The sequence below is a fragment of the Variovorax sp. YR266 genome (genome assembly GCF_900107295.1).
In the GTDB taxonomy this organism is placed as follows: Bacteria; Pseudomonadota; Gammaproteobacteria; order Burkholderiales; family Burkholderiaceae_C; genus Variovorax.
On record NZ_FNPM01000005.1, the window covers coordinates 69,848 to 96,718 of the forward strand.

A 26,871-nucleotide genomic window follows, 5' to 3' on the forward strand; every position below is an offset into this window, starting at 1 on the left:
CGAGGGTCAGTCTTCGGCGTCGGTGGGCGGTGCGGCTTCGCCCGCGGGGCGCGCCTTGCGCTGGCCGGGCTTGGCCAGGATCTCGACGTAGAACTGCTTGCCGGCCTCTTTCACCACACCGTCGATGAGGCCGGTGATGGCCGACAGGTGAACGACTTCGGCGTTCTCGGCCTCGGTGCCGAACTTGCAGTCGAAGTCCCAGAAGTCCGCGCCTTCGGGCAATACGCGCCGCCGCTCGCGCTTGATGTACTTGCGGATCTCGTGCTTGATGGCTTCGAGGAGACGGTCGGGGTGCTTGCCCTCGACCTGAAGCTGAAAGGTTTTTCTCATGGGTGATCGTAACCAATGTGAAAGCCACCGAATCCGGCACCGCCCGATGCCCTGGATGGGCATCGATCTTGCTCGCTACCATGGCTGCCAGGCAAATCCCGCGGCGACCACGCCGAATCACCCATGCTGACCTTTTTTCATCCGGAACAGCTGCTGCACCATCCGCGCAGCTATCTGTCGCGTGGACAGATGCGCACCCCACAGGAAATTCCCGAGCGCGCGCTGCGGCTCGTCGCCGCGGTGCAATCGCTCGGCTTCGACCTGCGGACACCGGCCGATGCCGGCATGGCACCATTGGCCGCCGTGCACAGAGACGACTACCTGCGCTTTCTCGAAGAAGCACACGGTGAATGGAAGCAGATGCCGCCCGACTGGGGCGACGAGGTGATGTCGAACGTCTACGTGCGCGAGCCCAATCGCCTGCGCGGCATCCTGGCGAAGGCGGCGCGCTACCTTGCGGACGGCAGTTGCCCGGTCGGGGCCGAGACCTGGCGCTCCGCGTACTGGTCGGCCCAGAGCGCGGTGGCCGGCGCGACGGCCATCACCGACGGCGCCCGCGCAGCCTATGCGCTGTGCCGCCCTCCCGGCCACCATGCACGCGTCGATGCCGCCGGCGGCTTCTGCTACCTCAACAACGCCGCCATCGCCGCCCAGGCGCTGCGCGGGCGCTTCGGGCGTGTGGCGGTGCTCGACACCGACATGCACCACGGCCAGGGCGTGCAGGAAATCTTCTATGGCCGCAGCGACGTGATGTACGTGTCGATCCACGGTGACCCGACCAACTTCTACCCGGCAGTGGCCGGCTACGAAGACGAGCGCGGGACCGACGAGGGCGAAGGCTTCAACGTCAACTTCCCTATGCCGCACGGCGCGCCGGAAGCAGTCTTCTTCGAGCGGCTCGACGAGGCCACGGAGGCGCTGCGGCGCTTCGCGCCCGACGCGCTGGTGCTGGCCCTCGGCTTCGACATCTACAAGGACGATCCGCAGTCGCAGGTCGCGGTGACGACCGAGGGCTTCGGGCGCCTGGGCAAGGCTGTTGGCGCGCTGGGCTTGCCGACATTGATCGTCCAGGAAGGCGGCTATCACCTGGAGAGCCTGGAAGCCAATGCAAGCGCCTTCTTCGGGGGATTCGCGGATATCGCGTGATGGTCTTGGCGGCGACGGCCGCTGCGCTGTGTACAGTCGGCGCTTCGAATGGAAGCAGGTAAAGACATGGCGCGCGCAAACGACTGGGCAAGCAAGGTGATGGCATTGATCAATGGTGGCAATCCCACCGCCGCCATCGCGCAGATCAAGGTCGCGCCCTCGGTCAAGGACCTGAAGGCGCTGCAGACCATCATGACGCTCTCGAAAATGAAAGGCCGCTATCCGAACGTGGATGCGGCCATTGCGGACAACCTGGAGCTGCTTGCGGCGCCCCGGCTGCACCGCTCGCCGTGATCGGCAACGCTCTTTACAGCGCCTGACCGAGGCGCTTCACGCCCTCTTCGATCTTCGCCACATCGGCCGTCGCGAAGCTCAGACGCAGCGTCGCCACATCGGGCTTCTCGGCAAAGAATGGCGCGCCGGGCACGAAGGCCACGAGCTTCTCGATCGCGCGCTTCGCCAGTTCATTCGCATCCGCAAGCTTGCCGTTGGCGCCCGTGAGGCGCGCCCAGAAGAACAGGCCGCCGTTGGGCTGCGTGAAGCTCACCGCATCGCCCAGCTCGCGCTTCAGCGCCGCGCCCATGGCTTGCGCGCGCTGGCCGTACACCTCGCGCACATGCGCCAGCGTGGCGGGCATGCGGCCGCTCTTGAGGTACTGGGCGGCAGTGGCCTGCGAGAAGGTGCTCGTGTGCGCGTCGCTGAACTGCTTGCACATCGTTGCCTTGGCCAGCAGCTCGGGCGGAGCAATCATCCAGCCGATGCGCAGGCCGGGGCTCAGCACCTTGCTCAGGCTGCCGCAGTGGGCCAGCAGTTCGCGGCTGCCCGGCACTTCCTTGCTCAGCGCAAGGATCGACGGCGGCGGGGCTTCGCCGAAGTAGAGGTCGCCGTAGGGGTCGTCCTCGACGATCAGCGTCTGGTACTTCACGGCCAGTTCGAGCACCTTCTTGCGGCGCTCCAGCGTCAGCATCGCGCCGCTGGGGTTGCCGAAGGTGGGGATCAGGTAGACGAACTTGGGCTTGTGCTCGGCGATGAGCTTCTCCAGCTCGTCGGTCTTCACGCCGTTGGCGTCGATGGGCGCGCTGATGAGCTGCGCGCCATAAAGGCGAAAGCACTGGATGGTCGCCAGGAAGGTCGGGCCCTCGACGATCACCTTGTCGCCGGGCGAGATCATGGTCTTGCCCAGCAGGTCCAGCGCCTGCTGGCTGCCGGTGGTGACGATCAGGCCGCTCGGGTCGACGTCGACGCCCTTGGTCTTCATGAAAGCGCTGAGCTGGGTGCGCAGCGGCTCGTAGCCTTCGGTGGCACCGTATTGCAGCGCGCCGCCGGGTTCTTCGGTGAGTGCCTTCTGGCTCGCCTCCTTGAGGCCCTCGACGTCGAACATGGCGCTGTCGGGGAAGCCGCCCGCGAAGCTGATGATGCCGGGCTTGCCCAGCAGCTTGAAGAGTTCGCGGATGGCGGATGTCTCGACGTTGTCGAGGCGGGAGGCGAATTGCATGGTCAGTCTCACTTTCTGGGTGACATTGTCACCAAAGCTCGGGCAATAAAGCTGCGTAAGGCTATCGCCTTTCAACGATATATTGCGCGAGCCGCACTCACGAAGCCCAATGAAAAAAGACAACATCTCCCTCTTCTTCGCCACCCTGCAGGCGGCCAACCCCACACCCGAGACCGAGCTCGAATACGACAGCCCCTTCGAGCTGCTGGCAGCCGTACTGCTGTCGGCGCAGGCCACCGACGTGGGCGTGAACAAGGCCACGCGCAAGCTGTTTCCTGTCGCGAACACGCCGCAGGCCATCCTCGACCTGGGCGTCGAGGGGCTGGAGGAGTACATCAAGACCATCGGCCTGTACCGCAGCAAGGCCAAGCACCTGATCGAGGCCTGCCGCATGCTGGTGGAGCTGCACGGCGGCGAGGTGCCGCGCACCCGTGCCGAGCTGGAGGCGCTGCCCGGCGTCGGACGCAAGACCGCGAACGTGGTGCTCAACGTGGCCTTCGGCGAGGCGACGATCGCGGTCGACACGCATATCTTTCGCGTGGGCAACCGCACCGGGCTCGCGCCCGGCAAGACGCCGCTCGAAGTGGAGCTCAAGCTCGAGAAGCGCGTTCCGCCGGAATATCGGCTGCATGCGCACCACTGGCTGATCCTGCATGGCCGCTACATCTGCGTGGCGCGCAAGCCGCGGTGCTGGGAATGTGCGGTGGCCACCTTCTGCGCCTATAAACCAAAGACGCCCTCCCCGAAAACGGCCTGAAGAATGACGACACCAAAGAACGACACCCGGACGCTGCTGGCTACCGCGCTGCTGGCAGCCCTCCTCCCGGCCGCGGCCTGGTCGCAGCAGCCGGCCGCGGGCCTGCCGCCCGACGCCATGACGCTCTACGGCGGCCGCTGGTCGACGAACTGCGCCGACGCCTCGGCGCCGACGCTGCAGGTGCTCCAGGACAAGCTGATCGCCGAGAGCGGCAAGCGCCGCGTGGTCACCCGCGAGCCGCAGACAGCCCACAGCTTCTTCGGCAACAGTCCGCCGCCGGCAGGTTTCGACGTGGCGCTGATGAGCGACGCGGGCAAAGCCGGCTCGATGACATTCCTCGTCTACCGCACGACGCGCGGCCAGTACATCACGCTGGACGCCGACAAGCCGGTCGCCGGCCAGCTGGGCCCCGAGTTGATGAAGCAACGCTACTGGCGCTGCGAAGGCGCCGCGCGGGCCGAGCCCCCGCCCACCGAGCCCAAGGCCAAGGTGCCTCCCCCGCCCACGGGCAGCCCGGCGGCGCTGGCGCAGGGCCCGGCCATGCAGAAGGCCTGGCGCGCCGCCCTGGGCGCGCGCGAGAACGACCGCTGGCTGGTGCGCCGCGAAGGCCCGGCACCCGAGCCGCAATGGGTGACGGTCGAGGGCACGCGCTACCTGCTGCACGCCTTCTGCAAGCCGCACGACTGCTTCGACAACAACGCGATCGCGCTCTACGACCAGGGCTCCGGCCGCATCTACGGCTTGGTGCAGCGCAACGGCAGCAACCGCCTCGTGGGCTCGCCGCCGGCGGCGCTGGCGCCGCAGCTCGAAAAGCTCTGGCGCGAACAGTGGCGGCAGAAGAACTGAGCTGACTGGCCGGGGAGCCTGTCAGATGGCGGGTGAATTGTCGAAAGTCAGCCAGCTGCCGAACGCAATCTCGCCGGCAGGCCAATCGGCAGCAACTGCAGGACAGCGCACACCCCGGTGCAGCAGCGTCATCGCGCGCAGCACGCCAGCGTGGGTGACCCACAGCGCGTCGCCCTTGCCCGCCAGCCATTCATCGTGCGCGGCCGCCACGCGCTGCATGAAGGCACGCACGCTTTCGCCGTGGCCGCCCGCGGGCGCGTCGGCGAAGTTGCCGGTCCAGGCTTCGAAATCTTCGCGCGGAATGGCGGACCACGGCCGCCCTTCCCAGCCGCCGAAGTTCATTTCGGCGAGCCGGGCGTCGTGCTGTACCCGGAGATCGGGCCGCAGCGTGACGATGGCATCGGCCAGCCCGGCGCAGCGCCGCAGCGGCGAGCTGATCAAGGTGATGTCCGCAGGCAGCAAGGGCGCGATGCGCTGCGCGGCTTCGAGCGTCGCGTCCTCATGGGCTTCGAGGTCCGTGGCGCCGTAGCAAAGGCCGGGCTCGGCCACCACGGGCGCATGACGCTGGAGCCAGAGGTTTCGGCTCGAGCTCATGCGCGCCACGCCAGCGCGAGGTAGATCGCCAGCTCGCAGACCTGCTGCGTCGCGCCCAGGCCATCGCCGGTGAAGCCTTGCAGCCGCCGAAGAAACAGCCTCGCCATCCAGCCCGCGACCAGAACGGTCGCAAGCACGGCCGCCCCGACCTGCACGGCGTCGTGCGCACACAGCAGCAGCGCCACCGCCGGAACCGTCCACACCAGCGCAATCACCAGCGCTCCGCCGCTGATCGCATCCGCCAGCGGCTTGGCCTTGCTCGCCCCGCTGTCGCCCACATAAGGCAGCCAGCGGATCAGGAACAGCGGCATCAGCCGCGACAGCACGTGCGCGCCGACGATGGCAACGGCCACGGTCTGCAGGCCACGCCCGGCCAGCACGGCGAGCAGCGCGCACTTCAGGGCCAGCGCCAGCACCAGCGCAATCGCACCGAAGGCGCCGATGCGCGAGTCCTTCATGATTTCCAGAGCCCGGTCCCGGTCGGCCGAACCGCCCAAGCCATCGGCCACGTCGGCCAGTCCGTCTTCATGGAAGGCGCCAGTCAGTATCACGGTGGCGACGGTGCTCAGCAAAGCCGCTGCCAGCGCGCCCGCGACGCCGGGCAGCCCCATGCCGACACCCGTGAATACCAGCGCCGCCACCCCACCCACCAGCCATCCGATGCCGGGCAGATGGGCCGCGCTCGCTCGCAGCATCTCGGGGCTGAAGCCGACCCATGCGGCCAGTGGCCCCGTCACCGGCACACGCGTGAAGAACTGCAGCGCGAGCAGGAAGTGGCGAACGCCGTTCATCCGCTTCAGGCGTCCTTGCGCGACACGCCGGCCGACTCGAAGCTCGCCATCTCGCGCAGGATGCGGCAGGCCGATTCGAGCAGCGGCCAGGCCAGCGCACCGCCCGAGCCTTCGCCCAGGCGCAGTTCGAGGTTCAGCAGTGGGTCCAGCCCCAGCCGCTCCAGCAGCAGCAGATGCCCGGGCTCGGCCGAGCAGTGCGCGGCCACGCAGCGCTGCACCACACAGGGCTGCAGCGCCTGTGCCACCAGCACCGCCGCGCTGGCAATGAAGCCGTCGACCACGATCACGCGCCGCTCTTCGGCCGCCTGCAGCACCGCGCCGACCAGCGTGGCGATCTCGAAACCGCCGAAGGCCGCCAGTGCGTCCAGCGGCGCCGTCGCACTCGCGTGCAACGCAAGCACCTGCCGCAGCACCTCGCGCTTGCGCGCCAGCCCAGCCGCGTCCAGGCCCGTGCCGACGCCGATGCAGACGTCGATGCCCAGCCCGCCCAGCCGCGACAGCAGCAGCGCGGCAGAAGAGCTGTTGCCGATGCCCATCTCACCAAGCAGCAGCGCATTGCCCGGCAGCGCACGCACCACTTCGCGCCCGTTGACGATGGCCTGTGCACACTGGGCTGCCGTCATGGCCGGGCCCGTGGAGGCGTCGGCCGTGCCCTCGGCGATCCGGCGCGACACCAGTCCCGGGCGGGGCTGGAAGTCGCGCCGCACGCCGCAATCGACCACCGTCAGCGCCAACCCGTGCTGGCGCGCGAGCACGCTCACGGCGGCGCCGCCGGCGAGGAAGTTCTCGACCATCTGCCAGGTCACGTCGCTAGGAAACGCCGAGACGCCGCGCGCCGCCAGCCCGTGGTCGCCCGCGCAGACCAGCATCTGCGGCGCTTCGAGCTCTGGGTTCTCAGTGCCCAGGATGCTGCCGATGCGCAAGGCCAGCGCTTCGAGCCGGCCCAAAGCACCGAGCGGCTTGGTCTTGTTGTCGATCGCGCTGTGCAGGCGGGCGGCAAGCGGGGCGTCGGTGATGTCGGAAATGGTGGGGATGGTCTCGGTCATGCAATCAGTCCGGCGAGCACGCCGGCGTCGAAGTGGGTGTCGATGAAGTCGGCCAGGCCGTCGAAGGTGGCGTCCAGCGTGGGCACGGAGGCACCGAACAATGCATGCAGCGTGCCGGGGTCTTCGAACAGGCCGTGAAGGTAAATGCCGAGCACGTTGCCGCGCGCGTTCTGCCAGGCCAGGCCGTCAGGCATCACGGCGTGGCCGTCCTGCGCCATCTGCGGGTGTGCGGCGGTCTGGCCGTGATGAATTTCGTAGCCGACAACGGGCACGCCCGACAGCGGGCCCCAAGTGCCGGTCAGCTCGCCGAAGGTCGCGGTGCGATGCCGCACCGTCTTCTCGCGCGCGAACACCGTCACCAGCGGCAGCAGGCCGAGCCCCGGCGCGTTGCCGTCGATGCCGTGCGGATCGACCAGCGCCTCGCCCAGCATCTGCAGCCCGCCGCAGATGCCCAGCACCGCGCCGCCGCGTTCGGCGTGGGCGGCCACGGCGCGGTCCAGCCCCTGCGCGCGCAGCCAGGCCAGGTCGCCGCTGGTGTGCTTGGAGCCGGGCAGCACGATCCAGTCGGCGCCAGCCACGTCGGCCGGCGTGCGGGCCCAGACCAGCCGCACGCCCGGTACGTTCTTCAGCGCCTGGAATTCGTCGAGGTTGCTGATGCGCGGGTACGCCACCACCGCCACGGTGCGGGTGACAGTGCCGCTGGCGCGGCTGCGGTCGTCGAACACGCCGTCTTCCTCGGGCAGGCCGTGCTGCCACCACATCGGCAGCGTGGCCACGGTGGGCACGCCAGTCAGTTCCTGCAGTTGCTGCGGCGCGGGCGCGAGCAGCGAGGCATCGCCGCGGAACTTGTTGAGCACGAAGCCGCGCAGCAGCGCCCGGTCGGCCTCGGGCAGCAGCGCCCAGGTGCCGTACAGGTGGGCGAAAGCGCCGCCGCGGTCGATGTCGGTCGCCAGGAGGCAGCGCGCGCCAGCATGCCGGGCGATGCGCATGTTGACGATGTCGCTGGCCATCAGGTTGATCTCGGCCGGCGAGCCGGCGCCTTCGATCACGACCACGTCGTTGTCGCCGCGCAGTTCGTCTAGCGCCTGCGCAATCTGCGGCCAGACGCGCTCGCTGCGGCCACGCCAGGGCAAGGCCGAGAGTTCTTCGCTCACCTGCCCCATCAGCACCACCTGGCTATGGGTATCGCGCTCGGGCTTGAGCAGCAGCGGGTTCATGCGCACGTCGGGTAGCGCATTCGCGGCCAGGGCCTGGAAATACTGGGCGCTGCCGATCTCGCCGCCATCGACCACGCGGGCGTTGTTGCTCATGTTCTGCGCCTTGAAGGGCGCCACTTTCAGGCCTTGCCGCGCATACCAGCGGCACAGCGCCGTGGCCAGCCAGCTCTTGCCGGCTCCGCTGGTGGTGCCCAGAACCATGACGCACCGCGCCGGCCCGCTTTTCGCCTTTGAACTCATCGGCGGATTGTCGTTGAGCACCGCGCCGGCCCGAAAAAGACCGAGCGAGACAGAACCAAGCCGACGAAATGAGACATTTTTCACACCCAAGGCGTTGCAAACGCATCCGGTGAATCCAACAGTCCCTTTCTTGCGTACACCCGACATCACACACCGCACTGCACTCCAGGGACCCATGCCAGCCTTGAACGATTTGGCGCTCACCGTCGAGGAACGCGAACCGGGCCAGTTCTTCTGGACCCTGCTCGAAGCCCGCCATGGCGACGAAGCCTCCGAGACCCTCGATTACCGGGTCTACCGGACGGCGGCCAGGCCGCAGGCCAGCTATTCCAGCGCCCTGGCCATGGGCGCGGCGGAGCTGCAAAAAATAAGCGCCGCCGCGAACCTCGCCGGCAAAGCCGGCTAAGCCCACGACGGCGCAAAGACCGCCTTGCGGCGTTCAGGCTGTCAATTTCAATCCTGGGTCGTCTGGGTCGTCACTTTTCAGCGCGTGGCTATCTTGGTCTGTGCGCCGGCCGCAGCAACGGGCGCCGGCGCTTCCCATCCGCCGCCAATGGCGCGAATCAGCCCCACGGCCGCCTGGTACTGGGCCGACTTCACCTGCAGCGCCTGCCGCCGGTTGCGCAGTTCGCTTCGGCGTGCGTCCAGCAGGTCGAGCTGGCTGATGTAGCCGTTGCGATAGCGCGTGTCCGACAGGCTGGTAGCGCGCTGGGCCGAGGTCACGGCCTGCGCCTGCACCACCGATTGCTCCTGCAGGATGCGGATGGCAGCCAGCTGGTCTTCGACCTCCTGGAACGCCACCAACACTTGCGTGCGATAGCTCGCGAGCGCACCGTCGAGCTGGGCATTGGCGCCCTGCACGCCGGCCTCGCGGCGGCCGCCGTCGAAGATCGGCAGCGACAGCAGCGCGCCCACGCCCCACGAGCGCGCCGACCACTTGAAGAGGTCGCCGACCTCGGGCGAGGCATAGCCGGCGGCGCCGGTCAGCGAGATGTCCGGGAACCACGCGGCCTGCGCCACGCCGACACGGGCCTGCGCGGCGAGCACAGCGTTCTGCGCCGCCGACACGTCAGGCCGGCGCGTGAGCACCGTGGCCGGCACGCCCGGCGGGATCGACGGCAAGGCGGTCGACCACTCGTCGCTGCGCAGGCCGAAGCTCGAAGCCGAGTCGCCCACCAGCACTGCGAGCGCGTGCTCCACCTGGGCACGCTGGCGGTCGAGTGCGAGCGCGTCCGACTCGGTCGACGACACCTCGGTCTGCACGCGCGCCACATCGAGCTCGGCGATGTCGCCGGCCTGTTCGCGGCGCTGCGACAGGCGCAGCGTGTCGCGATAAGCCTCGACCTGCTCGCGCACCAGCGCGCGTTCGGCATCGAGCGCGCGCAGCTGCAGGTAGGTCTGCGCCACTTCGGCCTGTACCGCGAGCCGGGTGCTTTGCAGCAGCGCCTCGCGGCCGGTCGCGTCGAGCTTGGCAGCATTGCTGGCGCCCGAGAGGCGGCCGAACAGGTCGACTTCGTACGAGAACGTGGCACCGATGTTGGTCATCGTGGCCGGCGTGGTGCTGGCCGTGGCCTTGTCCAGGCCGGCGCCGCGGTTGGCGCCGGCGCTCAGGCCGATCTGCGGCAGGCGGTCGGCGTTGGCGCTGCGCGCCAGCGCGCGAGCCTCGGCCAGCCGCGCGGCTGCGGCCTGGATGTTGTTGTTGCTGACGTCGGCCTTCTCGACCAGCGCATTCAGCGTCGGGTCATTGAACGCCAGCCACCAGGCGCCGCGTGCCTGTGCCTCGGAAGGCACGGCGCGCGTGAAGCCGGCCGGCGGTGACATGCCGTCCTTGCCCTGCTCCTTGAACTGCGCCGTGGTCGTGATCTCGGGCAGGCCCGAAGGCACGGTGGCACAGCCGGCCAGCACCAGGGCGGCCATCAGCGGCAGCAAGGCGGTACGAAGAGGCTTCACCAGCGGTTGAACTGAGAATTTCATGATGAGCTTTCTCTTTGTTATTGATCAGTCGTCATGCGAGGGACGCGGCGATGCAGGCACAGGGTGCAGCCCACCACCGCCCGAGCCACCGTGCGACGGCGCAGCCGGATGCTCGGCCGACACGAAGTCGTCGCCATGCGGCACTTCGCCATGCAGCTTGAGCGGCCGGTTGCCCGCGAGGCGGCGCAGCAGCACGTAGAACACCGGCGTCAGGAACAGGCCGAAGGCCGTCACGCCGATCATCCCGGCGAACACCGCCACGCCCATGGCCTTGCGCATCTCCGAGCCCGCGCCGGTCGACAGCACGAGGGGCAGCACGCCCATCACGAAGGCCAGCGAGGTCATCAGAATCGGGCGCAGGCGCAGGCGGCTGGCTTCGATGGCGGCTTGTATCGGTGTGCGGCCGGCGAATTCGAGCTCCCGTGCGAACTCCACGATAAGAATCGCGTTCTTCGCACTCAGCCCCACCAGCACGATCAGCCCGATCTGCGTGAAGACGTTGTTGTCACCCCCCGATATCCATACGCCCGCCATCGCGGCCATGATGCCCATGGGCACGATCAGGATGATCGCGATCGGCAGCGTCAGGCTTTCGTACTGAGCGGCCAGCACCAGGAACACCAGCAAGATGGCCAGCGGGAACACCAGGAAGGCGGAGTTGCCGGCCAGGATTTCCTGGTACGTCAGCTCGGTCCACTCGAAGCTCACGCCCTTGGGCAGCGTCTCGGCCGCAATCTTGGTGATCGCGTCCTGCGCCTGGCCCGACGAATAGCCCGGTGCCGGGCCGCCGTTGATGTCGGCGGCCAGGTAGCCGTTGTAGCGCATGGCGCGTTCAGGGCCGAAGGTCGAATTCACCTTCATCAGCGCGGCCAGCGGCACCATCTCGCCCGTGGTCGAGCGCACCTTCAGCAGGCCCACGTCTTCGGCACGGGCGCGGTAAGGCGCATCGGCCTGCACTCGCACGCTGTACGTGCGGCCGAACTTGTTGAAGTCGTTCGCATACAGGCTGCCGAGGTAGATCTGCATGGTGTCGAAGATGTCCGTCACCGGCACGCCGAGCTGGCGCGCCTTGGTGCGGTCGATGTCGGCATACAGCTGCGGCACGTTGACCTGCCAGCTCGTGAACATGCCGGCCAGTTCGGGCGCCTGCTGTGCCTTGGCCATGAAGGCCTTCACTGCCGCGTCCATCTGGTCGTAGCCCACCGAGGCACGGTCTTCCAGCTGCAGCTTGAAGCCGCCCGTGGTGCCCAGGCCCGCCACCGGCGGCGGCGGGAACATCACGATGAAGGCGTCCTGGATGCCCGCGAAGGCACCGTTGAGCTGGCCGGCCACCGCACCGCCGCTCTGGTCGGGGCGCTTGCGCTGGTCGAAGGGCTTGAGCGTTGCGAACACGATGCCCGAGTTCGAACTGTTGGTGAAGCCGTTGATCGACAGGCCCGGGAAGGCGATGGCGTCTTCCACGTTCGGGTTCTTCTTCATGATGTCGCCCATGCGGGTGATCACCTCTTCCGTGCGGTCGAGCGTGGCGCCGTCGGGCAGTTGGGCAAAACCGATCAGGTACTGCTTGTCCTGCGCCGGCACGAAGCCGCCGGGCACCGCCTTGAAGAGGCCGAAGGTCACGGCGACGAGCGCGACGTAGATCGCCAGCATCAGCGCCTTGCGCGAGATCACGCGCTTCACGCCGCCGCTGTAGGCCTCGGAGCCGCGATGGAACAGCTTGTTGAAGCCGCGGAACAGCCAGCCGAAAGCCTTGTCCATGCCGCGCGTCAGCGCGTCCTTGGGAGCATCGTGGCCGCGCAGCAGCAAGGCAGCGAGTGCGGGCGACAGCGTGAGCGAGTTGATCGCCGAGATCACCGTCGAGATCGCAATCGTCACCGCGAACTGGCGGTAGAACTGGCCCGTGAGACCGCTGATGAAGGCCAGCGGCACGAACACGGCCACCAGCACCAGCGCGATCGCGATGATGGGCCCCGACACTTCGCGCATCGCACGGTAGGTTGCTTCACGCGGCGTGAGCCCCGCCTCGATGTTGCGCTCGACGTTCTCCACCACCACGATGGCGTCGTCCACCACGATGCCGATGGCCAGCACCAGCCCGAACAGGCTCAGCGCGTTGATCGAGAAACCGAGGATGTGCAGCACCGCGAAGGTACCGATCACCGACACCGGCACGGCCAGCAGCGGAATGATGGAAGCGCGCCACGTCTGCAGGAACAGGATCACGACCAGCACCACCAGCATGATGGCTTCGAGCAGCGTGTGGATCACCGATTCGATCGATGCGCGCACGAACTGCGTCGGGTCATAAGCGATGCGGTATTCCAGGCCCTCGGGCATGTTCTTGTTGAGCTCGGCCATCGTCTTGCGCACGTTCGACGAGATGTCGAGCGCGTTGGAGCCCGGTGCCTGGAACACACCCATGCCGACGGCCGGGTCGTTGTTCAGCAGCGAACGCAGCGAGTAATCGGCGGCGCCCATTTCGAGGCGGCCGATGTCGCGCAGGCGGGTCACGGCGCCATCGGTGCCGCTCTTGACGATGATGTCGCCGAATTCTTCTTCGCTCTGCAGGCGCCCTTGCGCATTGATCGACAGCTGCATGTCCACGCCCGACAGGCCCGGCGAAGCGCCGACCACGCCGGCCGCGGCCTGCACGTTCTGGCCACGGATGGCAGCCACCACGTCGCTGGCCGAGAGGCCGCGCTGCGCGACCTTCTGCGGGTCGAGCCACACGCGCATCGAGTAGTCGCCGCCGCCGAAGATCTGGACCTGGCCCACGCCTTCGATGCGCGCCAGCGGATCCTTCACGTTCAGCACCGCGTAGTTGCGCAGGTAGTTGATGTCGTAGCGGTTGTTCGGCGAGACGAGGTGGACCACCATCGTCAGGTCAGGTGCGCTCTTGACGGTCGTGATGCCGAGCCGGCGCACTTCCTCGGGCAGGCGCGGCTCGGCTTGCGAGACGCGGTTCTGCACGAGCTGCTGTGCCTTGTCGGGATCGGTGCCGAGGCGGAACGTGACGGTGAGCGTCAGCACGCCGTCGGTGGTTGCCTGGCTGCCCATGTAGAGCATGCCCTCGACGCCGTTGATCTGCTCTTCGATCGGTGTGGCGACGGTTTCGGCGATCACCTTGGGGTTGGCGCCGGGGTACGTGGCGCGCACCACCACCGAGGGCGGCGCGACTTCCGGGTACTCCGAGATCGGCAACCCGCGCAGCGCGATCAGGCCGGCTATCAGCATCAATAGCGACAGCACGCCGGCAAAGATCGGCCGGTCGATGAAGAATTTTGAGAGATTCATGATGGTTCTCCGGTGGGCGCGGGTGCGCCCTCCTCCGAAATCAGGACTTGGCCGCTTCCGCGACGCGTTCCGGTTGTTGTTGCTTGGGGTCCGCCTTGGCGTCCATGGTCACTTGCTGCGGCGCCACCAGCGCACCCGGGCGGATGTGCTGCAGGCCGTTGACGATGACGCGATCGCCCGCCTTCAGGCCCTTGCTCACGACACGCAGGCCGTTGATGGAAGTGCCCAGGGTCACTTCGCGGTAGGTGGCCTTGCTGTCTTCACCCACGACCATCACGAACTTCTTGTTCTGGTCGGTACCGATGGCACGCTCGCTCACCAGCAGTGCGGTGTCGTTGCGAGCCTGGCCCATGCGGATGCGGGCGAACTGGCCGGGGATGAGCGCGCCGTCCTTGTTGTCGAACGAGGCACGCACACGCACCGTGCCACTGCGGGCGTCGACCTGGTTGTCGATCAGCTGCAGCTTGCCGGTGAAGGGCGTGCCGTCGAGGCCGGCGGTGCCCATCTGCACGGGAATCGACTCGATCTGGCCGCGGGCGCTGGAGCCGCTCGGCAGGTCTTTCAGCGCACGGGTGATGACCTGTTCGTCAGCATCGAAGCTCGCGTAGATCGGGCTCACCGAGACCAGCGTGGTCAGCACCGGAGCGCCCGGACCGGCCGCCACCAGGTTGCCCACCGTCACCTCGATCCTGCCGATGCGGCCCGACACCGGAGCCCGCACCTGGGTGTAGCCCAGGTTCAGGCGCGCCGACTGCAGCGAGGCTTGCGCCGCACGCAGGTTGGCGTCGGCTTCGCGGCCGGCGTTCACACGCTCGTCGTATTCACGCTGGGCAATGGCCTTGTCGTCCCACAGGCGCTTGGCACGCTCCTGCTCGCTGCGGCTGAACGACTGGCGGGCCTGTGCGGATGCCACCTGCGCTTCGGCGCGCTCGACCTCGGCCGCGTACGGTGCGGGGTCGATGGTGACCAGCAACTCACCCTGCTTCACCAGCGCGCCTTCGCGGAAGTGCAGCGACTGCACGGCCCCCGCGACGCGGGAGCGCACGTCGACGCGCTCGACGGCTTCGAGCCGGCCCGAGAACTCGTCCCAGGCGTTGATCTCGCTCGACGCCACGGTGGCGACGGAAACCGGCGTGGCTTGCGGCGCGGCCGGGGCGTTGTTGGCTTCGGCCTTGAAGCTGTACATGCCAACCACCGCGGCGGCCACCGCCAGCAGTGCGGTAATGCCGGTCACGGCGGGCCACAGGCCCTTGCGGGCTACGGAAGACAGCTTTTTCTCGTTGTTCGACATGATGGTTCGTCCTTCTCGATGACTTTGGGGATGCAACAGGCCACCCCGGCGCTTTTGGCACCAGGAGGCGGAATTCAGGAAAAAGAGGGCCCTCGCACGCTGCCGCGCTGGCAGCGTGTCGATCAGGCAGCCGTGGCTGGCCGGGAGCTAGCTGGGGTGGTTGGGCGCCGCACCCGTGGGCACGGTGGTCGGCGGTGTGGTCGCGCTGAAGAACTCGCGGAAGTGCTGCTGCACCGTGGCCTCACAGGCCACGCAACCCGTGTTCTCGGTGTCATACAGCGCCTTGGGCCAGTTCGAGGCGCTGGGCAGCACGCTGCTCGTGACCTCGATGCCGGCGGCACGCAGGCGGCCCGCGAAGGTCAGTGCCTCGTCGCGCATGGCGTCGTCCGCACCCACCAGCACCAGCGCGGGCGCCAGTGACGACAGCCGCAGCGAACCGCTAGGCACCGCATAGGGGTGCGTGGCGTTCGAGGGGCAGCTCAGGTACTTTTCCCAGCCGCTGGCCCAGCGGCACTCGGGCTCGTCGCTGGTGGCGTTGCGCAGCGAGGCGGTACCGGCGCACGGGTCGAGCATGGGCGACAGCAGGATCTGGCCTGCCACCGGCGGATGTGCCCGGTCGCGAGCGATGAGTGCCACCGCGGCCGCCAGGTTGCCACCGGCTTCTTCGCCGGCCAGGTACACCTGCGCACCCTTGCCGCCGAGCTTGGTGCGCTGCTTGTAGAGCCATTCGAGGGCGGCATAGCCCACCTCGATCGGCTCCGGGAACGGCGACTGGGGCGCCAGCGGGTAAGCCACCGACACCACCACCGCACCCGCGCCGGCCAGCAGCCGGGCCACATTTCGGCCGTTGTCGAGGTCGCCGCAGACGAAGGTGCCACCGTGGAAATGGAGCACCAGCGGTGCAACGTCACCCTTGGCGCGCTGGCCGTACACACGGGCACCGACCGGTTCGCGACCGGGCAGCTCGATCGACAGATCGGCTTCCACGCCTTGCGCCGCAGCGCGGGCGGCGGCTTCGGCAGAACGGGACGATGGAACGGGTGACATGGGCGACCTCAGGGAATTGGGCGATGGTTGAAATATAAGTCGCCCAGTGTGACGTTAAACAGGCAAGCCGCCCCTACTCTGTTTCCAAACCGACAACAATCGCGGCGCTTCGCAAGGGTTTGGCGCCTTGTGTGAGAATCCGCTCCCCCCGGTGTGGGCCGGGCACCAACAACAGGCATTCGATGGATCAAATCCAGGCCATGCGGATCTTTGTCCGCGTCGTGGAAGCCGGCACCTTCACCCGGGCGGCAGACTCGCTCGCCCTGCCCAAGGGCACGGTCACCAAGCAGATTCAGGCGCTCGAATCGCGCCTGCGCGTGAAGCTGCTCAACCGCACCACGCGCCGCGTCACCGTCACGCCCGACGGCGCGGCCTACTACGAGCGCGCCGCGCGCCTGCTCAACGACTTCGACGACATGGAAGCCAGCATGACGAATGCGCAGGCCAACCCCACGGGGCGGCTGCGCATCGACATAGGCACCTCGGTGGCGAGGCAGATCATCCTGCCCGCGCTGGCCACCTTCTGCGACCGCTACCCCGACATCCAGGTCGACCTGGGCGTGAGCGACCGCACCGTCGACCTGATCAGCGACAACGTCGACTGCGTGATCCGCGCGGGCGACCTCAGCGACCAGTCGCTGGTGGCGCGGCGCATCGGCACCCTGCACTTCGTCACCGTGGCGTCACCAGCGTACATCAAGCGCTACGGCGTGCCGCAGCACCCGAACGACATCGAGAAGCGCCACGTGGTGGTGAGCTATTTCTCGGGCACCACGCGACGCGTGTACCCCCACGAGTTCAAGAAGGGCGACGAGCACATCGAGCTCAACGGGCACTACCGCGTGTCGGTCAACGAGAGCAACGCGCACATCACGGCGGTGCTCGGCGGCTTCGGCATTTCGCAGTGCATCACCTTCATGGCCGAGCCGCTGCTGGAAAGCGGCGAACTGGTCGAGGTGCTGCCGGACTGGAGTCGCGATCCGCTGCCCATTCACGTGGTGTACCCGCCCAACCGGCACCTGAGCGCGAAGGTGCGGGCGTTCGTTGACTGGGCAGCGGAGCTGTTTGCCAAGAACCCGCGGCTGCAGCGCCGCTGAATCGGCCCGCGCGGGCAGCCAAGGCAGGGAGCGCGTCAGTACACCGGCTCGCAGCGCACCTCGGTCTTCACCGAATTAGCGATGAAGCATTCTTCATGCGCCCGGTGGTGCATCTGCTCGATCTGCTCGCGCGTCGGCACGTTCTCGCCGGAAAAGGTCACTTCCGGCCGCAGCGTGACCACCGTCATCGCCATCTTTCCCTCGGCGTTCTTCTCCATCACGCCAGTGGCTGCATCGAAATACCGGTCGACGACGAACTTGCGCTTCACGGCCATCGTGAGGAACCACAGCATGTGGCAGTTCGACAGCGAGGCGACGAACATCTCTTCGGGATCGACCGCTGACGCATCGGACATCGGCAGCGGCACCACGTGCGGCGACGACGAGCCCGCCACTTCCGCGCCGCCGTCGAAGCGCAGCGAATGCCTTCTGCTGTAGGTGTTGCCGAGAAAGTCCTGCTCGCCGCGCAGCCAGAGGATTTCAGCGGTGTAGTGAGCCATGCGCAATTTTCCTTCAGAGATCGATGCGGTAGCGAAACTTGGTGAGGCTGCCCTGGCTCGGCAGGGTGATGAAGGTTTCGATCAGCACGCCGCCATTGGCCGCGATCACTTTCTGCGACGCGAAGTTGTCCGGGCTGGTCGTGATCTCGACGCGGCTCAGCCCCTCGCCCGCAGCAAGCGTCAGCATGGCGCCGAGCGCACGCGTCGCATAGCCCTTGCGCTGCTTCCACGGCACGACGTTGTAGCCGATGTGACCCAGGCAGTAGAGAGGCAAGGCGTCGGTGCCGGGCTGCCAGCGCAGGTCGATGCTGCCGCAGAACTCGCCGTCCCACATCCAGCACTTGTAGCCAGGCAGGCGTCGCACCCTGGAGCCGTCGGGCATGACGATGCGCCCGCCTTTGGCCTCGCGGTCCACCAGGCTGGCAAGAAAGCGGTCGGCATTGGCCTTGATGGCGGCCCGTTCCTCGGAGCCCGATTCGGGTCGCGTCTCGTCGCGCGCCCAGCCCCGGTTCAGGGCCGACACATAGCTTGGCAGGTAGGCCTTGGCTGGCCAGACCAGTTCCATCGGACGGGTCTCGGCCTTGGACATGGATGGTTTCATGCCCCCATCAGCCTGACGATCAGCGGCACCAGCAGCGCCGTAGCGATGCCGTTCAGCCCCATGGCCAGCGCGGAGAACGCGCCCGCCGTTTCATTCACCTGAATGGCCCGCGCCGTGCCGATGCCGTGCGCCGCCATGCCGACCGCAAAGCCGCGCACCGCGGGCTCCCTGATGCGCAGCAGGTTCAGCAGCCCGGTCGCCATGATCGCGCCCGAGATGCCGGCAACGGCCGCGGCCACCGCCGCCAGCGAAGGCAGCCCGCCGATCTTCTCGGCCACGCCCATCGCGATGGGCATGGTGGCTGACTTGGGCGCAAGCGACATCATCAACTCGTGCGAGCCGCCCAGCACCCACGCGATGCCGATGGCCGACACGATGGCCGCGACCGAGCCCACCAGCAGCGCCACACCGATGGGCAGCCACAGCCGCCGCAGCCGGCCAACCTGGCTGTACAGCGGCACGGCAAGGGCCACCGTGGCGGGGCCGATCAGGAAATGCACGAATTTCGCGCCTTCGAAATACGTGTCGTAGGGCGTGCGCGTGAGCAGCAGCACGCCGACGATGACGATCACCGAAATCAGCACCGGGTTGACCACCGGGTTGCGCCCGCTGCGTGTGTGCAGCCACAACGCGCCGAGGTAGGCCAGCAGCGTGAGCGACAGCCACAGCAGCGGCGACTGCGCGAGGAAGACCCAGATTTCAGAAAGCTTGGCCGGCGCGGTCATTGCGCGTCCTTGCCGGTGAGGCGGATCATCCAGCGGAACGTGAGCGCCGTGACCGTCATGGTGAAGGCCGCGCCGACGATGCCCGCCGCAAGAAACGGCAGCCACTCGCGCCCCACCCGCTCGAAATGCAGCATGACGCCGGTCACGGCCGGAATGAACAGCAGCATCAGGTTGCGCAGCAGATGGCCCGAAGTGTCGGTCAGAACCTGAGGCACGCCGCCTCGCACCAGCAGGCCGATGAACAGCAGCACCATGCCGATCAGCGGACCGGGAATGGGCAGGCCGAGCCACTGCACGAGCAGTTCGCCGGCCAGTTGGCAGAGAAAGAGCGTGGTGATGGCGTAGAGCATTTTTCTTGTGGGTGCGGGTGTATGTGTTCAGGACGCGTTTGTCCAGGCCTCTTTCAATGCCTGCTGGCTGGCGGGCGGCAGCACGCCGAGGCGCACATGGCCCGGCAGGCCGAAGGAGGCGCAGTCGCGCAGCTTGATGCCTTCGGCGCGCAGGTGCGTCAGCAGACCGGCGAAGTCGTCCCCCATGGGCTGGGCGACATGAAAGTTCGCGTCGCTGGGCCAGACGTGCCAACCGATCTCACTGCACATGGCCATCTGCGACGCCTTCCAGTCACGCAAGGTCCCGAGGCTTTCACGAAGCCAGGCCTGCACGTCAGGCTGCGTCCAGGCCGAAAGCATTGCCACGCCGTGCGAACCCACCGGCCACGAGGCGCTCAGGCGCAGCAAGGCACGCACCGCATCCTGCGCGTTTGACGGAGCGATCACATAGGCCGCACGTACTCCTGTCATCCCCAGCGCCTTGTTGGGAGACCACATCTGCCAGAGGCGATCCAGGCGGCTCTGGCTCAGCGCAAGGCGGCCCTCCAGGCGCAAGGGCTCGTAGGCGCGGTCGAGCACGCAGGGCACGCCCTCGGGCAGGGCATCCACTGTCTCGAGAATGCCCTGCTGCGCCTGACCCAGCGGCGTGGAGGGATCGCAGCACCAGGCGAGCCGCAGTTGGCGCGCCGGATGCGGCGCGCGCACCACCTGCAACCCATGGGCTCGCGCGGCCGCCGCATAGTCGCCGTAAGACATGGGCGGCAGCGCGACCTCGCCATGGCCGCCGCGATCTTCCAGGGCCGCCCAGGTGGTGATGCGCCGGATGAACTCGCTGGCCCCGGCTGCAAGCACGATGCGCCAGGCTTCCACGCCGTGCATGACCGCAAGTTGCTCACGCAACGCCGTGTAGGCCGGATCGGGATACCGCGAGACGTCGGCAGCGCTGACCCGCTCCAGAGCCTCGGGGCATGGGCCACAGGCATTGGCATTGGTCGAGAAGTCGTGCGGCGCGGCGCCAGCCGCATCAGGACCGCCATGCACCACCGTGCTCATACCCACCTCCAGCCGGCTGTCGCCACGATGACCAGCGACGCGAACACGCCCGCCGCCAACGCGGCCCGGCCACCCAGTTGCGCGGTGCGTTGCATGTCCAACGCGGAAGGCGCACGCCCCTCGGCATTCAGCGCATACACGCCCGGCTTCGCCAACCGCACACCAAGGAGTAGCGCCATCGCCGCCATCGGCCAGCCGCTGTTGGGCGACGGCGTGCGACGCGCCTCTTCTGACAGCCCCGTGGGCCAGCGGCACGCCGCCAGCGCCAGCAGCCCCACGGTGATGCGCGCCGGCACCCACGAGAGCACGTCGTCCGCGCGCGCGGCCCATTTGCCGAGCCAGGTCCAATCACGGCCATTGCGCTCGCCGCGGTAGCCCCACATCGCGTCGGCGGTGTTGGCAAAACGGTAGAGCGCCGCACCCGGCAGGCCGAGCAGCACGAACCAGAACACCGGGGCCACGAGCGAGTCGTTGAGGTTTTCCGCGAGCGATTCGATGGCGCTTTCGCGCACTTCGCGCTCGCCAAGCCGGGAAACGTCGCGGCTCACCAAGCGCGCCAACTGCTTTCGACCGGCATCGAGCGAAACGGCCAGCGCGGCCTCGACCGCAAGTACTTCATCGCGCAGCATGCGCCAGGCAAAGAGTGGCTTCAGCAGCAGGCCCAGTAGCAGTGCAACGGCCCAGGCGGGCAGCGACAGCACCATGAGCGTCTGCAAGACCATGGCGACGCCCCAGACGCACGCGCCCCCCACGCACCACACCAACGCGCCAATGAAGAACATCGGCAGATCCACCGGCTTCGCGGGGTACGCAGGCGGCGCGATGCGCGAACCGAGCCCGAGGTAGCGTCCCATCCACACGACGGGATGCAACGCCGCAGGCGGCTCACCCAGCCAGCGGTCGATGGCCAGTGCGATCCACAGCGCGGCGGCTACAGCGATGGCGTATTCGAGATTCTGGAGGAGCATGGGAGCCGCCATTCTCGCGAATCAGGCAGTCGCCCTGCCCCGGCGCCACTGCATCAGTGCACCGAGTGCGACAAGCAGCGCGGTCCCCAACGCCACCCAGAGCCGAAGGACGATGGTCTCGGCCTTGGGCGATGGGGCGTCAGCGGGCGTGGGTTCGAGCTTGAGGCCGCTGACGGGCTGGGGGCTGTCCGGCGCTGGCTCGGCTGCCGGGGTAGGAGCTGGCACGGGCGCTGCCGCGACCACGGGCTCGACCGACGGGCGTGGCTGGTGTGAAGGCGCAGGCTGCGACAACTCCGCCTGCGCGAACCGCTGCACGCCCGCATTCCGCTCGCGCAGCCCGGTCGCGCGCACCGCCTCCGCATAGGCCCGTGCCAGCTCGCGTCGCGTGGCGCCATCCGGCTTCCAGTAGTTCAGCCGCACCGCATCGAGCATGCGCTCCAGCGTCTGCGCGAAGGCCGCCCGGTTATCGCCTTCCAGCCACTCGCGCGTGCCCAGCTTGTACTTGTCGCGCACGTACACCTCGTGCAGCGACTGCCACTGGTCCTGACGCACCGCCTGCGGCGCCGTGACCTGCCAGCCCCAGAGAAACTGCGCAGTCTTGAGCACCTGCAACGTGCCGCTGTAGCCTTCGGCCTTCTGCGCCTCGATCCATTGCGGGTGCAGGTAGCGCGTCTGCATCTCGCGTGCGATGGCGCCTGCGGCCGTGTCGGTGCGCACCGCACTGCCGTCGCGCAGGTTCTGCACGTACAGCGCCGGGTCCTTGCCAGTGAGCTGGCGCACGGCCTGCGCGATGCCGCCAAGGTACTGGAACGGATCGTCGTTGGTCAGCACGCCATACAGGTTGGAGCTGCGCGCCATCAGCGCCGCATCGACCTGCATGAGATTGCCCGCATAGGCCCCCGGCCGCGCGGCGCCGTCAAGGCCCTTGCCGTAGGCGTGGCCCATGCGATCCATGTAGAGCTGCGCCATCTGCGCATCGCCGCCGCCGCGCTGCTGGTTCTTCCATACGTCGCTCGCAAGCGCGGCTTCCTCGAGCCCGGCGCCATAGCTGCCCTGCTCGTTCGAGAAAACGCGCGCTGTGGACCAGCGCTGCGCCTCCTGCACCGACGCGCCTTCCGAACGCAGCCTGCGCGCCATCGCCTCGCTGTGCTGCGCGACGGCGTTGCCGGGCTCTCGCAAGGCAGCCACCTGCTGCACCGCCTCGTCGAGCCAGCGCATCACGTTGGGAAACTGGTCGCGGTAGGAGCCGGTGACGCTGATCAGCACGTCCATGCGCGGCCGCTTCAGCACCGACGCGGGAATCACCTCGATGCCCGTCATGCGCCCGCCCTCGTCCCAGCGCGGCTTCGCGCCCATGGCGTAGAAGGCCTGGCTTTCCAGCACGCCCTGGTGGCGCGAGGCCTCGCCAGCCCACAGCGTGAAGGCGATCTTTTCCGGCGCCTTGCCGGCATGGGTCTTTGCATGTTCGGCGATCCAGGCGTCCATCGCGGTAACGCCTGCGTCCCAGGCCGCGCGCGTAGGCACACGGCTCGGGTCGAAGCCGTAGAGATTGCGACCGGTCGGCAGGCTGTCGGGGTTGCGCACCGGGTCGCCGCCGTAACTCGACTTCAGGTAGCGGCCGTCGAGCGCCGTGAGCAGTCCTTCGATTTCCTCGTTGTGGGCAAGCACGGCATCGAGCTTCTGCGCGCGTTCGGCCAGCGACAGCAGACTCCGCTGTTCGGCCGAGGTCTTGCCCATGGCACTCGCTGCCTGCGCATCGGTAAGCGCGAGTTCGACCCAGCGCGCGGGCCGCGAGCCGGCAACGCTCTTCGCATCGATCAGAAAAACCTCGTCGATGTCTTCACCCAGCGCCTCGACCAGAGGCTTGCCAAGGATCTGCAGGATCGTCATGCGGCGGCGCTGCACATCGGGCGCCTGCCCGAAGGTCGCCAGACCCAGCGGCTGCGCGGTCTGCGCGAGTTCGTCGAGGTACGGATGCAGCACCGCGATGAAGCCGGCGAAGTTCGCGCGAATCCGAGCGGGCGTCCAGTTCAGGTCGCGGTCGTAGTGCTGCTCCACGAACTCGGCCGTCAGCTGCTTTTCCATCGCCGTCTTCACCGGGCCGGGCGACAGCGTCTCCCAGTCGTGCATGCGCTCGTGCATGGCCTGCACGCCGGGCCGAAAACCGGCGGGCGCGAACATCGGCGTCGAATGGCTCACCATGGTCGCGCGACCGCGGCGCTTTGCTGTCGTGGCCTCGCCTAGGTTGTCCATGATGTACGGGTAGACATTCGGCAGATCGCCCAGCGCTAGCAGCGGATCGTCTTGCACCGACAGCCCGCGCTCCTTGCCCGCCGACCATTCGACCGTGCCATGCGTGCCCACGTGCACCACCGCGCTCGCACCGAACTGCGTGCGCAGCCAGAGGTAGGTGGAGAGGTAGCCGTGGCTCAGCGGAATGGCCGAGCGGTGATAGACCTGTTCGGCCTTGTCCGCCACCTGTGTGCCGGGCTCGAAGCGCGGCGGCTGGCGCAGCACGACGACGTTGCCGAACTGCACGCGCGGGATCACGAAAGCCTGCTCACCCGCGACGGGGCGCAGCATGGTCGACTTCTCGGGCTGGCCCCAGTAGCTCTCGATGCGGCGCTGCGTTTCCACCGGCAGCGACCGGAACCATGCAAGGTACCGTGACAGCGGCATCACGTCGGCCAGGTTCTTGTCGAGCAGCGGCTGCAGCTCGTCGCCCTGCCCCGTCGGGTAGTAGGCCCTCATCGTCGCCTGCACTTGCGCGATGAGCGCGTCGGCGCCCGGCAGTTCGGTGCGGTAGCCGGCGGACTTCATTGCCGCGAGCATGTTGCTCACGCTGCGCGGCACATTGAGGAAGGACGCGCCGAAGTTGGCTTCGCCCGGTGGGTAGTTGTAGACCAGCATCGCCACACGGCGGTCCGCGGCCGGCGTGCGTTGAAGCCGCAACAGCGCAGCCGCCTTGTCTGCCACAGCATCGATCTGCGCGGGCAACGGCTGCAGCGTGCCAGCCGCCGCATCGCGCGCGCTCACCAGCATCGGGTCTGTCATGCCGGCCAGCTCGCTCGGGCTGTAGTAGGCAGCAATGTCGGTTTGCGACAGGCCATCTTTGCTCTGCGTCCATTGGGTGGCGTCCATGGCCAGCGAGGGCAGCGTCTGCAGCACCGGCACGCCGATGCGCTCAAGCTCGGCCTTGCGCTCGTTCGGGCTGAAGACCAGCGAGGCATTGACGATCGCATCGGCCACGCGCTGCTCGCCGGCGTGCGTCATGCGAAAGAACAGGTCTTTCTGCTGGCGCGGGCCGTAGAAGGCATAGGCGCGCAAGCCGCGCCGTTCGAGCGAGGCGATCAGCGCATCGAGCCAGCCGGTGTCGTCGCCCGTCACGGTGGCGCTGTTGATGGCAATGGCGACCGTGCCGCTGCTGCCGGGCAACCGTTCGATGGCGGCGATGTCGGTTTCGATGCGGGGCCAGCCTGGGTGATAGAGGCCGGCCAGCGGCAGCGGCACCGGGTCGGGCAGGCCGTCGAGCTTGCCGGGCTGCGCCAGGGCCTTCATCGCCGCGTCGAGATTGGCCGCACCCGAGAAGCGCCAGTACTCGCGCAGGCGCTGCGCCCATGCGGCATCGACGCCGCGCTCGGTCACCAGCGGCGCGGCAGTGGAGGCTTGCCCCTTGGCCACCAGCGCGAACTCACCAATCAGCACATATGGTGCCGTGCTGCGCGAGATCGTGTCGCCGAAGCGCGCAGCAGCAGCTTGCGCGACGCTGATGTGCGGTGCATCGATGACGAGCAGACGCGCCCCTTCGAGCGCAGCAGTCAGCGTCTCGGGCGAGTCCTGCGACGCCGACACCACCTGCAACGGCAACCCGGCTTCACGCGCCGCAGCCTCCAATCGAACCACCCGCGCCGGCGAAACCAGCGAGGTGCTCAAAACAACGACACCTCCACCCGCAGGCTGGGCCTGTGCCGGCGCAAGAAACCCCAGCACCGCCACCAAAAGCCAGAAGAAGAAAACCCGCGTCACTTCCCGCCCTGCGCTGGAACGGCATCCGCCGGCACATAGACCATCGTGCCGTCCTTCAGCCGCCAGGCAGTGCCGGCCTTCTCGCCGTCGCCCTGCCCCGTCGCGCCGCTGGCCTTGAAGCGCGTGATCTTGCGGCCCTCGCGCGTGACGATCTCCATGTTCGGCTGGCCCTCGTTGCGGATGATCGTCACCTTGTCCTGCGCGAACGGGTTCATCGGGTTGTTGATGACCGCGATCATCAGCATGCCGATCACCACCATGAACACGTCGATCAGGTTGATGGTCGAGAGCACCGGGTCGTCGTCATCGCTGTCCAGACTGCTCAAGATCGAGAACTGGCGTCGGCTCATGAAAGGCGATCCCGCGCATCGAGCACCGACACCAGCTCGCGCATCAGCCAGCGGCGCCGCACGGTGTAGACCACGAAGGTGATCGAGGCCGAGGCCAGCGCCACGATCACGCTCGCGAATGCGGGCGCCAGGCTCTGCGCCACGCCCTGCGATTCGCCCGAGGCCACGGCCACGAGCGCGGGGCCCATCGGGATCATGGTGGCGATCAGCCCCAGCATCGGCGCCACGCGACTGCACAAGCGCACGCCTTCGAGCTGCTTGAGCACGACCAGCTCCATCTGCTCCTGGCTGGCCTGCGCGTGGCCCTGCAGCACCAGCGCACGCGAAGGATCGCGGCGGCGCTGCAGGTACTCGATGCCGAACGCGCCAAGGCAGTACACGGCATAGACGAAGGACAGCAACACACCCAGCGTCACCGGCCAGAGGAACAGGCGCGCAAGCTCGAAGAGAACGGTGTCGAAAGCCAGCATCAGGTGGGCTCCACGGGAGACGGATGGTCGAAAAGGTCCGAAGGCCGACCCCAGCCCTCGTCGAACACCAGCGACGCGAGCGGCTCGCGCTTCGCCCAGCGTTCGCGCTGCAGCATCGGCTCTTCGTAAAAGCTGTGCACGGGCCCCAGGCACAGCAAGGCGATGGGCTCCGCGCCTTCAGGCAGGCCGAGCAGCACCGACACCTCGGCCGGATCGAACAGCGACACCCACCCCATGCCCAGCCCCTCGGCGCGCGCCGCGAGCCAGAGGTTCTGGATGGCACAGGAGGCCGAGGCCAGGTCCATCTGCGGCAACGTGCGGCGGCCGAACACGTGCTTCTCGCGGCCCTCGGCCAGCGTCACCACCAGCAGCTCAGCCGCGTCGAGCAGGCCCTGCACCTTCAGGCGCATGAACTCGTCCTCGCGCTCGCCGAGTGCGCGGGCGGTCAGCACGCGCTCGTGCTCGACGACACGGTGCAGTTGCTGGCGCAGCGCCTCACCGCGAATGCGGATGAAGCGCCACGGCTGCATGAAACCGACGCTGGGCGCGTGGTGCGCCGCATCGAGCAGCCGGCGCAGCACCTCGGGCGCGACCTGCCCGCCCGCGAAGTGACGCATATCGCGCCGCTCGTGGATGGCGCGGTAGACCGCCCTCACCTCGTCGACCGCGAACGCATGTGCCATC

26 protein-coding genes are annotated in these 26,871 nt (G+C 67.9%); 6 read left to right on the forward strand and 20 right to left on the reverse strand.

Annotated elements, in window-relative coordinates; translation table 11 throughout:
- Positions 1-6: 6 nt before the first annotated feature.
- Positions 7-330, reverse strand: a complete 324-nt coding sequence (locus BLW48_RS14690) for a DUF6172 family protein (protein ID WP_093056523.1) — start codon at positions 328-330, stop codon at positions 7-9.
- A gap of 123 nt (positions 331-453) precedes the next feature.
- Between BLW48_RS14690 and BLW48_RS14695 the strand changes: the two genes are divergently transcribed.
- On the forward strand, positions 454-1,476 hold the full coding sequence (locus tag BLW48_RS14695) for a histone deacetylase family protein (protein ID WP_093175769.1): 1,023 nt from the start codon (positions 454-456) through the stop codon (positions 1,474-1,476).
- Between the two features lie 66 nt (positions 1,477-1,542).
- Positions 1,543-1,770: a hypothetical protein gene (locus BLW48_RS14700; protein ID WP_081267286.1), complete on the forward strand. Its 228-nt coding sequence runs from the start codon at positions 1,543-1,545 to the stop codon at positions 1,768-1,770.
- A 13-nt stretch (positions 1,771-1,783) separates the two neighbouring features.
- Here BLW48_RS14700 and BLW48_RS14705 read toward each other — a convergent pair whose 3' ends face one another.
- Positions 1,784-2,971 (reverse strand): aminotransferase-like domain-containing protein, encoded by a 1,188-nt coding sequence (locus BLW48_RS14705; protein ID WP_093073843.1) that lies wholly within the window; start codon positions 2,969-2,971, stop codon positions 1,784-1,786.
- 109 nt (positions 2,972-3,080) lie between these two features.
- Here BLW48_RS14705 and nth point away from each other — a divergent pair, with 109 nt between their 5' ends.
- Both nth and BLW48_RS14715 read left to right on the forward strand, forming a co-directional pair.
- Positions 3,081-3,728: an endonuclease III gene (gene nth, locus BLW48_RS14710; protein ID WP_093175771.1), complete on the forward strand. Its 648-nt coding sequence runs from the start codon at positions 3,081-3,083 to the stop codon at positions 3,726-3,728.
- A 3-nt stretch (positions 3,729-3,731) separates the two neighbouring features.
- Entirely contained in the window at positions 3,732-4,574 is an 843-nt protein-coding gene (locus tag BLW48_RS14715; RefSeq protein ID WP_093175774.1) for an Ivy family c-type lysozyme inhibitor, read from the forward strand.
- 21 nt (positions 4,575-4,595) lie between these two features.
- Here the strand turns inward: BLW48_RS14715 and BLW48_RS14720 are convergent, their stop codons facing one another.
- From BLW48_RS14720 to BLW48_RS14735, 4 genes are read right to left on the reverse strand one after another with little or no spacing between them, the layout of a single operon-like run.
- On the reverse strand, positions 4,596-5,168 hold the full coding sequence (locus BLW48_RS14720) for a histidine phosphatase family protein (protein WP_093175777.1): 573 nt from the start codon (positions 5,166-5,168) through the stop codon (positions 4,596-4,598).
- Positions 5,165-5,959 (reverse strand): adenosylcobinamide-GDP ribazoletransferase, encoded by a 795-nt coding sequence (locus BLW48_RS14725; RefSeq protein WP_093175779.1) that lies wholly within the window; start codon positions 5,957-5,959, stop codon positions 5,165-5,167. The genes BLW48_RS14720 and BLW48_RS14725 overlap by 4 nt, the downstream gene beginning before the upstream one ends.
- A 5-nt stretch (positions 5,960-5,964) precedes the next feature.
- Positions 5,965-7,005 (reverse strand): nicotinate-nucleotide--dimethylbenzimidazole phosphoribosyltransferase, encoded by a 1,041-nt coding sequence (gene cobT, locus BLW48_RS14730; RefSeq protein ID WP_093175782.1) that lies wholly within the window; start codon positions 7,003-7,005, stop codon positions 5,965-5,967.
- Positions 7,002-8,462 (reverse strand): cobyric acid synthase, encoded by a 1,461-nt coding sequence (locus BLW48_RS14735; protein WP_093176356.1) that lies wholly within the window; start codon positions 8,460-8,462, stop codon positions 7,002-7,004. The genes cobT and BLW48_RS14735 overlap by 4 nt, the downstream gene beginning before the upstream one ends.
- A gap of 175 nt (positions 8,463-8,637) precedes the next feature.
- On the opposite strand from BLW48_RS14735, the gene BLW48_RS14740 reads away from it, so the two are divergent.
- Positions 8,638-8,868 carry a hypothetical protein gene (locus tag BLW48_RS14740; protein ID WP_093073835.1) on the forward strand — a complete coding sequence of 77 codons (231 nt, stop codon included), beginning with the start codon at positions 8,638-8,640 and terminating at the stop codon, positions 8,866-8,868.
- 77 nt (positions 8,869-8,945) lie between these two features.
- On the opposite strand, the gene BLW48_RS14745 is transcribed toward BLW48_RS14740, so the two are convergent.
- The 4 genes from BLW48_RS14745 to BLW48_RS14760 form a co-directional block, all read right to left on the reverse strand.
- Entirely contained in the window at positions 8,946-10,436 is a 1,491-nt protein-coding gene (locus tag BLW48_RS14745) for an efflux transporter outer membrane subunit (protein WP_093175785.1), read from the reverse strand.
- Between the two features lie 24 nt (positions 10,437-10,460).
- Entirely contained in the window at positions 10,461-13,730 is a 3,270-nt protein-coding gene (locus BLW48_RS14750; protein WP_093056512.1) for an efflux RND transporter permease subunit, read from the reverse strand.
- Positions 13,731-13,770: 40 nt separating this feature from the next.
- The gene (locus tag BLW48_RS14755; RefSeq protein ID WP_093056511.1) at positions 13,771-15,021 is read right to left on the reverse strand and encodes an efflux RND transporter periplasmic adaptor subunit; all 1,251 of its coding nucleotides are present in this window, start codon (positions 15,019-15,021) and stop codon (positions 13,771-13,773) included.
- Positions 15,022-15,168: 147 nt separating this feature from the next.
- On the reverse strand, positions 15,169-16,068 hold the full coding sequence (locus tag BLW48_RS14760) for an alpha/beta hydrolase (protein WP_093056510.1): 900 nt from the start codon (positions 16,066-16,068) through the stop codon (positions 15,169-15,171).
- A gap of 182 nt (positions 16,069-16,250) precedes the next feature.
- Here BLW48_RS14760 and BLW48_RS14765 point away from each other — a divergent pair, with 182 nt between their 5' ends.
- Complete coding sequence (locus BLW48_RS14765) at positions 16,251-17,165, forward strand: LysR family transcriptional regulator (RefSeq protein WP_093056509.1); 915 nt, start codon at positions 16,251-16,253, stop codon at positions 17,163-17,165.
- A 35-nt stretch (positions 17,166-17,200) separates the two neighbouring features.
- Here BLW48_RS14765 and BLW48_RS14770 read toward each other — a convergent pair whose 3' ends face one another.
- Genes BLW48_RS14770 through bluB form a run of 10 tightly spaced genes read right to left on the reverse strand, consistent with a single transcriptional unit; the run spans position 17,201 to position 26,870 of the window.
- Entirely contained in the window at positions 17,201-17,665 is a 465-nt protein-coding gene (locus BLW48_RS14770; protein WP_093056508.1) for an OsmC family protein, read from the reverse strand.
- Positions 17,666-17,678: 13 nt separating this feature from the next.
- Positions 17,679-18,266, reverse strand: a complete 588-nt coding sequence (locus BLW48_RS14775; protein WP_256330777.1) for a GNAT family N-acetyltransferase — start codon at positions 18,264-18,266, stop codon at positions 17,679-17,681.
- Positions 18,263-18,991: an LrgB family protein gene (locus BLW48_RS14780; protein ID WP_093175787.1), complete on the reverse strand. Its 729-nt coding sequence runs from the start codon at positions 18,989-18,991 to the stop codon at positions 18,263-18,265. The genes BLW48_RS14775 and BLW48_RS14780 overlap by 4 nt, the downstream gene beginning before the upstream one ends.
- On the reverse strand, positions 18,988-19,341 hold the full coding sequence (locus BLW48_RS14785) for a CidA/LrgA family protein (RefSeq protein WP_093056505.1): 354 nt from the start codon (positions 19,339-19,341) through the stop codon (positions 18,988-18,990). Before BLW48_RS14785 ends, BLW48_RS14780 begins: the two co-directional genes overlap by 4 nt.
- A gap of 27 nt (positions 19,342-19,368) precedes the next feature.
- Positions 19,369-20,373 carry an aminotransferase class I/II-fold pyridoxal phosphate-dependent enzyme gene (locus BLW48_RS14790; RefSeq protein WP_093175790.1) on the reverse strand — a complete coding sequence of 335 codons (1,005 nt, stop codon included), beginning with the start codon at positions 20,371-20,373 and terminating at the stop codon, positions 19,369-19,371.
- The gene (cbiB, locus tag BLW48_RS14795) at positions 20,370-21,341 is read right to left on the reverse strand and encodes an adenosylcobinamide-phosphate synthase CbiB (protein WP_093175793.1); all 972 of its coding nucleotides are present in this window, start codon (positions 21,339-21,341) and stop codon (positions 20,370-20,372) included. The genes BLW48_RS14790 and cbiB overlap by 4 nt, the downstream gene beginning before the upstream one ends.
- Before the next feature lie 21 nt (positions 21,342-21,362).
- Positions 21,363-25,367, reverse strand: coding sequence for a cobaltochelatase subunit CobN (gene cobN / locus BLW48_RS14800; RefSeq protein WP_093175795.1), 4,005 nt, complete (start codon positions 25,365-25,367; stop codon positions 21,363-21,365).
- Positions 25,364-25,717 (reverse strand): DUF2149 domain-containing protein, encoded by a 354-nt coding sequence (locus BLW48_RS14805; RefSeq protein ID WP_093073817.1) that lies wholly within the window; start codon positions 25,715-25,717, stop codon positions 25,364-25,366. Before BLW48_RS14805 ends, cobN begins: the two co-directional genes overlap by 4 nt.
- Positions 25,714-26,187: a MotA/TolQ/ExbB proton channel family protein gene (locus tag BLW48_RS14810; RefSeq protein ID WP_093073815.1), complete on the reverse strand. Its 474-nt coding sequence runs from the start codon at positions 26,185-26,187 to the stop codon at positions 25,714-25,716. Before BLW48_RS14810 ends, BLW48_RS14805 begins: the two co-directional genes overlap by 4 nt.
- On the reverse strand, positions 26,187-26,870 hold the full coding sequence (gene bluB / locus BLW48_RS14815; RefSeq protein WP_093073813.1) for a 5,6-dimethylbenzimidazole synthase: 684 nt from the start codon (positions 26,868-26,870) through the stop codon (positions 26,187-26,189). The genes BLW48_RS14810 and bluB overlap by 1 nt, the downstream gene beginning before the upstream one ends.
- Between the last annotated feature and the right edge of the window lies 1 nt (position 26,871).

Coding starts and splice junctions, on each gene's coding strand:
- cobT (WP_093175782.1), bottom strand. CDS start 7,005: ATGACCGAGACCATCCCCACCATTTCCGACATCACCGACGCCCCGCTT.
- BLW48_RS14785 (WP_093056505.1), bottom strand. CDS start 19,341: ATGCTCTACGCCATCACCACGCTCTTTCTCTGCCAACTGGCCGGCGAA.
- BLW48_RS14750 (WP_093056512.1), bottom strand. CDS start 13,730: ATGAATCTCTCAAAATTCTTCATCGACCGGCCGATCTTTGCCGGCGTG.
- BLW48_RS14705 (WP_093073843.1), bottom strand. CDS start 2,971: ATGCAATTCGCCTCCCGCCTCGACAACGTCGAGACATCCGCCATCCGC.
- BLW48_RS14780 (WP_093175787.1), bottom strand. CDS start 18,991: ATGACCGCGCCGGCCAAGCTTTCTGAAATCTGGGTCTTCCTCGCGCAG.
- BLW48_RS14805 (WP_093073817.1), bottom strand. CDS start 25,717: ATGAGCCGACGCCAGTTCTCGATCTTGAGCAGTCTGGACAGCGATGAC.
- BLW48_RS14755 (WP_093056511.1), bottom strand. CDS start 15,021: ATGTCGAACAACGAGAAAAAGCTGTCTTCCGTAGCCCGCAAGGGCCTG.
- BLW48_RS14810 (WP_093073815.1), bottom strand. CDS start 26,187: ATGCTGGCTTTCGACACCGTTCTCTTCGAGCTTGCGCGCCTGTTCCTC.
- cbiB (WP_093175793.1), bottom strand. CDS start 21,341: ATGCTCCTCCAGAATCTCGAATACGCCATCGCTGTAGCCGCCGCGCTG.
- BLW48_RS14775 (WP_256330777.1), bottom strand. CDS start 18,266: ATGAAACCATCCATGTCCAAGGCCGAGACCCGTCCGATGGAACTGGTC.
- BLW48_RS14790 (WP_093175790.1), bottom strand. CDS start 20,373: ATGAGCACGGTGGTGCATGGCGGTCCTGATGCGGCTGGCGCCGCGCCG.
- BLW48_RS14700 (WP_081267286.1), top strand. CDS start 1,543: ATGGCGCGCGCAAACGACTGGGCAAGCAAGGTGATGGCATTGATCAAT.
- BLW48_RS14740 (WP_093073835.1), top strand. CDS start 8,638: ATGCCAGCCTTGAACGATTTGGCGCTCACCGTCGAGGAACGCGAACCG.
- BLW48_RS14760 (WP_093056510.1), bottom strand. CDS start 16,068: ATGTCACCCGTTCCATCGTCCCGTTCTGCCGAAGCCGCCGCCCGCGCT.
- bluB (WP_093073813.1), bottom strand. CDS start 26,870: ATGGCACATGCGTTCGCGGTCGACGAGGTGAGGGCGGTCTACCGCGCC.
- BLW48_RS14765 (WP_093056509.1), top strand. CDS start 16,251: ATGGATCAAATCCAGGCCATGCGGATCTTTGTCCGCGTCGTGGAAGCC.
- BLW48_RS14735 (WP_093176356.1), bottom strand. CDS start 8,462: ATGAGTTCAAAGGCGAAAAGCGGGCCGGCGCGGTGCGTCATGGTTCTG.
- BLW48_RS14715 (WP_093175774.1), top strand. CDS start 3,732: ATGACGACACCAAAGAACGACACCCGGACGCTGCTGGCTACCGCGCTG.
- BLW48_RS14770 (WP_093056508.1), bottom strand. CDS start 17,665: ATGGCTCACTACACCGCTGAAATCCTCTGGCTGCGCGGCGAGCAGGAC.
- BLW48_RS14720 (WP_093175777.1), bottom strand. CDS start 5,168: ATGAGCTCGAGCCGAAACCTCTGGCTCCAGCGTCATGCGCCCGTGGTG.
- BLW48_RS14725 (WP_093175779.1), bottom strand. CDS start 5,959: ATGAACGGCGTTCGCCACTTCCTGCTCGCGCTGCAGTTCTTCACGCGT.
- BLW48_RS14745 (WP_093175785.1), bottom strand. CDS start 10,436: ATGAAATTCTCAGTTCAACCGCTGGTGAAGCCTCTTCGTACCGCCTTG.
- nth (WP_093175771.1), top strand. CDS start 3,081: ATGAAAAAAGACAACATCTCCCTCTTCTTCGCCACCCTGCAGGCGGCC.
- BLW48_RS14695 (WP_093175769.1), top strand. CDS start 454: ATGCTGACCTTTTTTCATCCGGAACAGCTGCTGCACCATCCGCGCAGC.
- BLW48_RS14690 (WP_093056523.1), bottom strand. CDS start 330: ATGAGAAAAACCTTTCAGCTTCAGGTCGAGGGCAAGCACCCCGACCGT.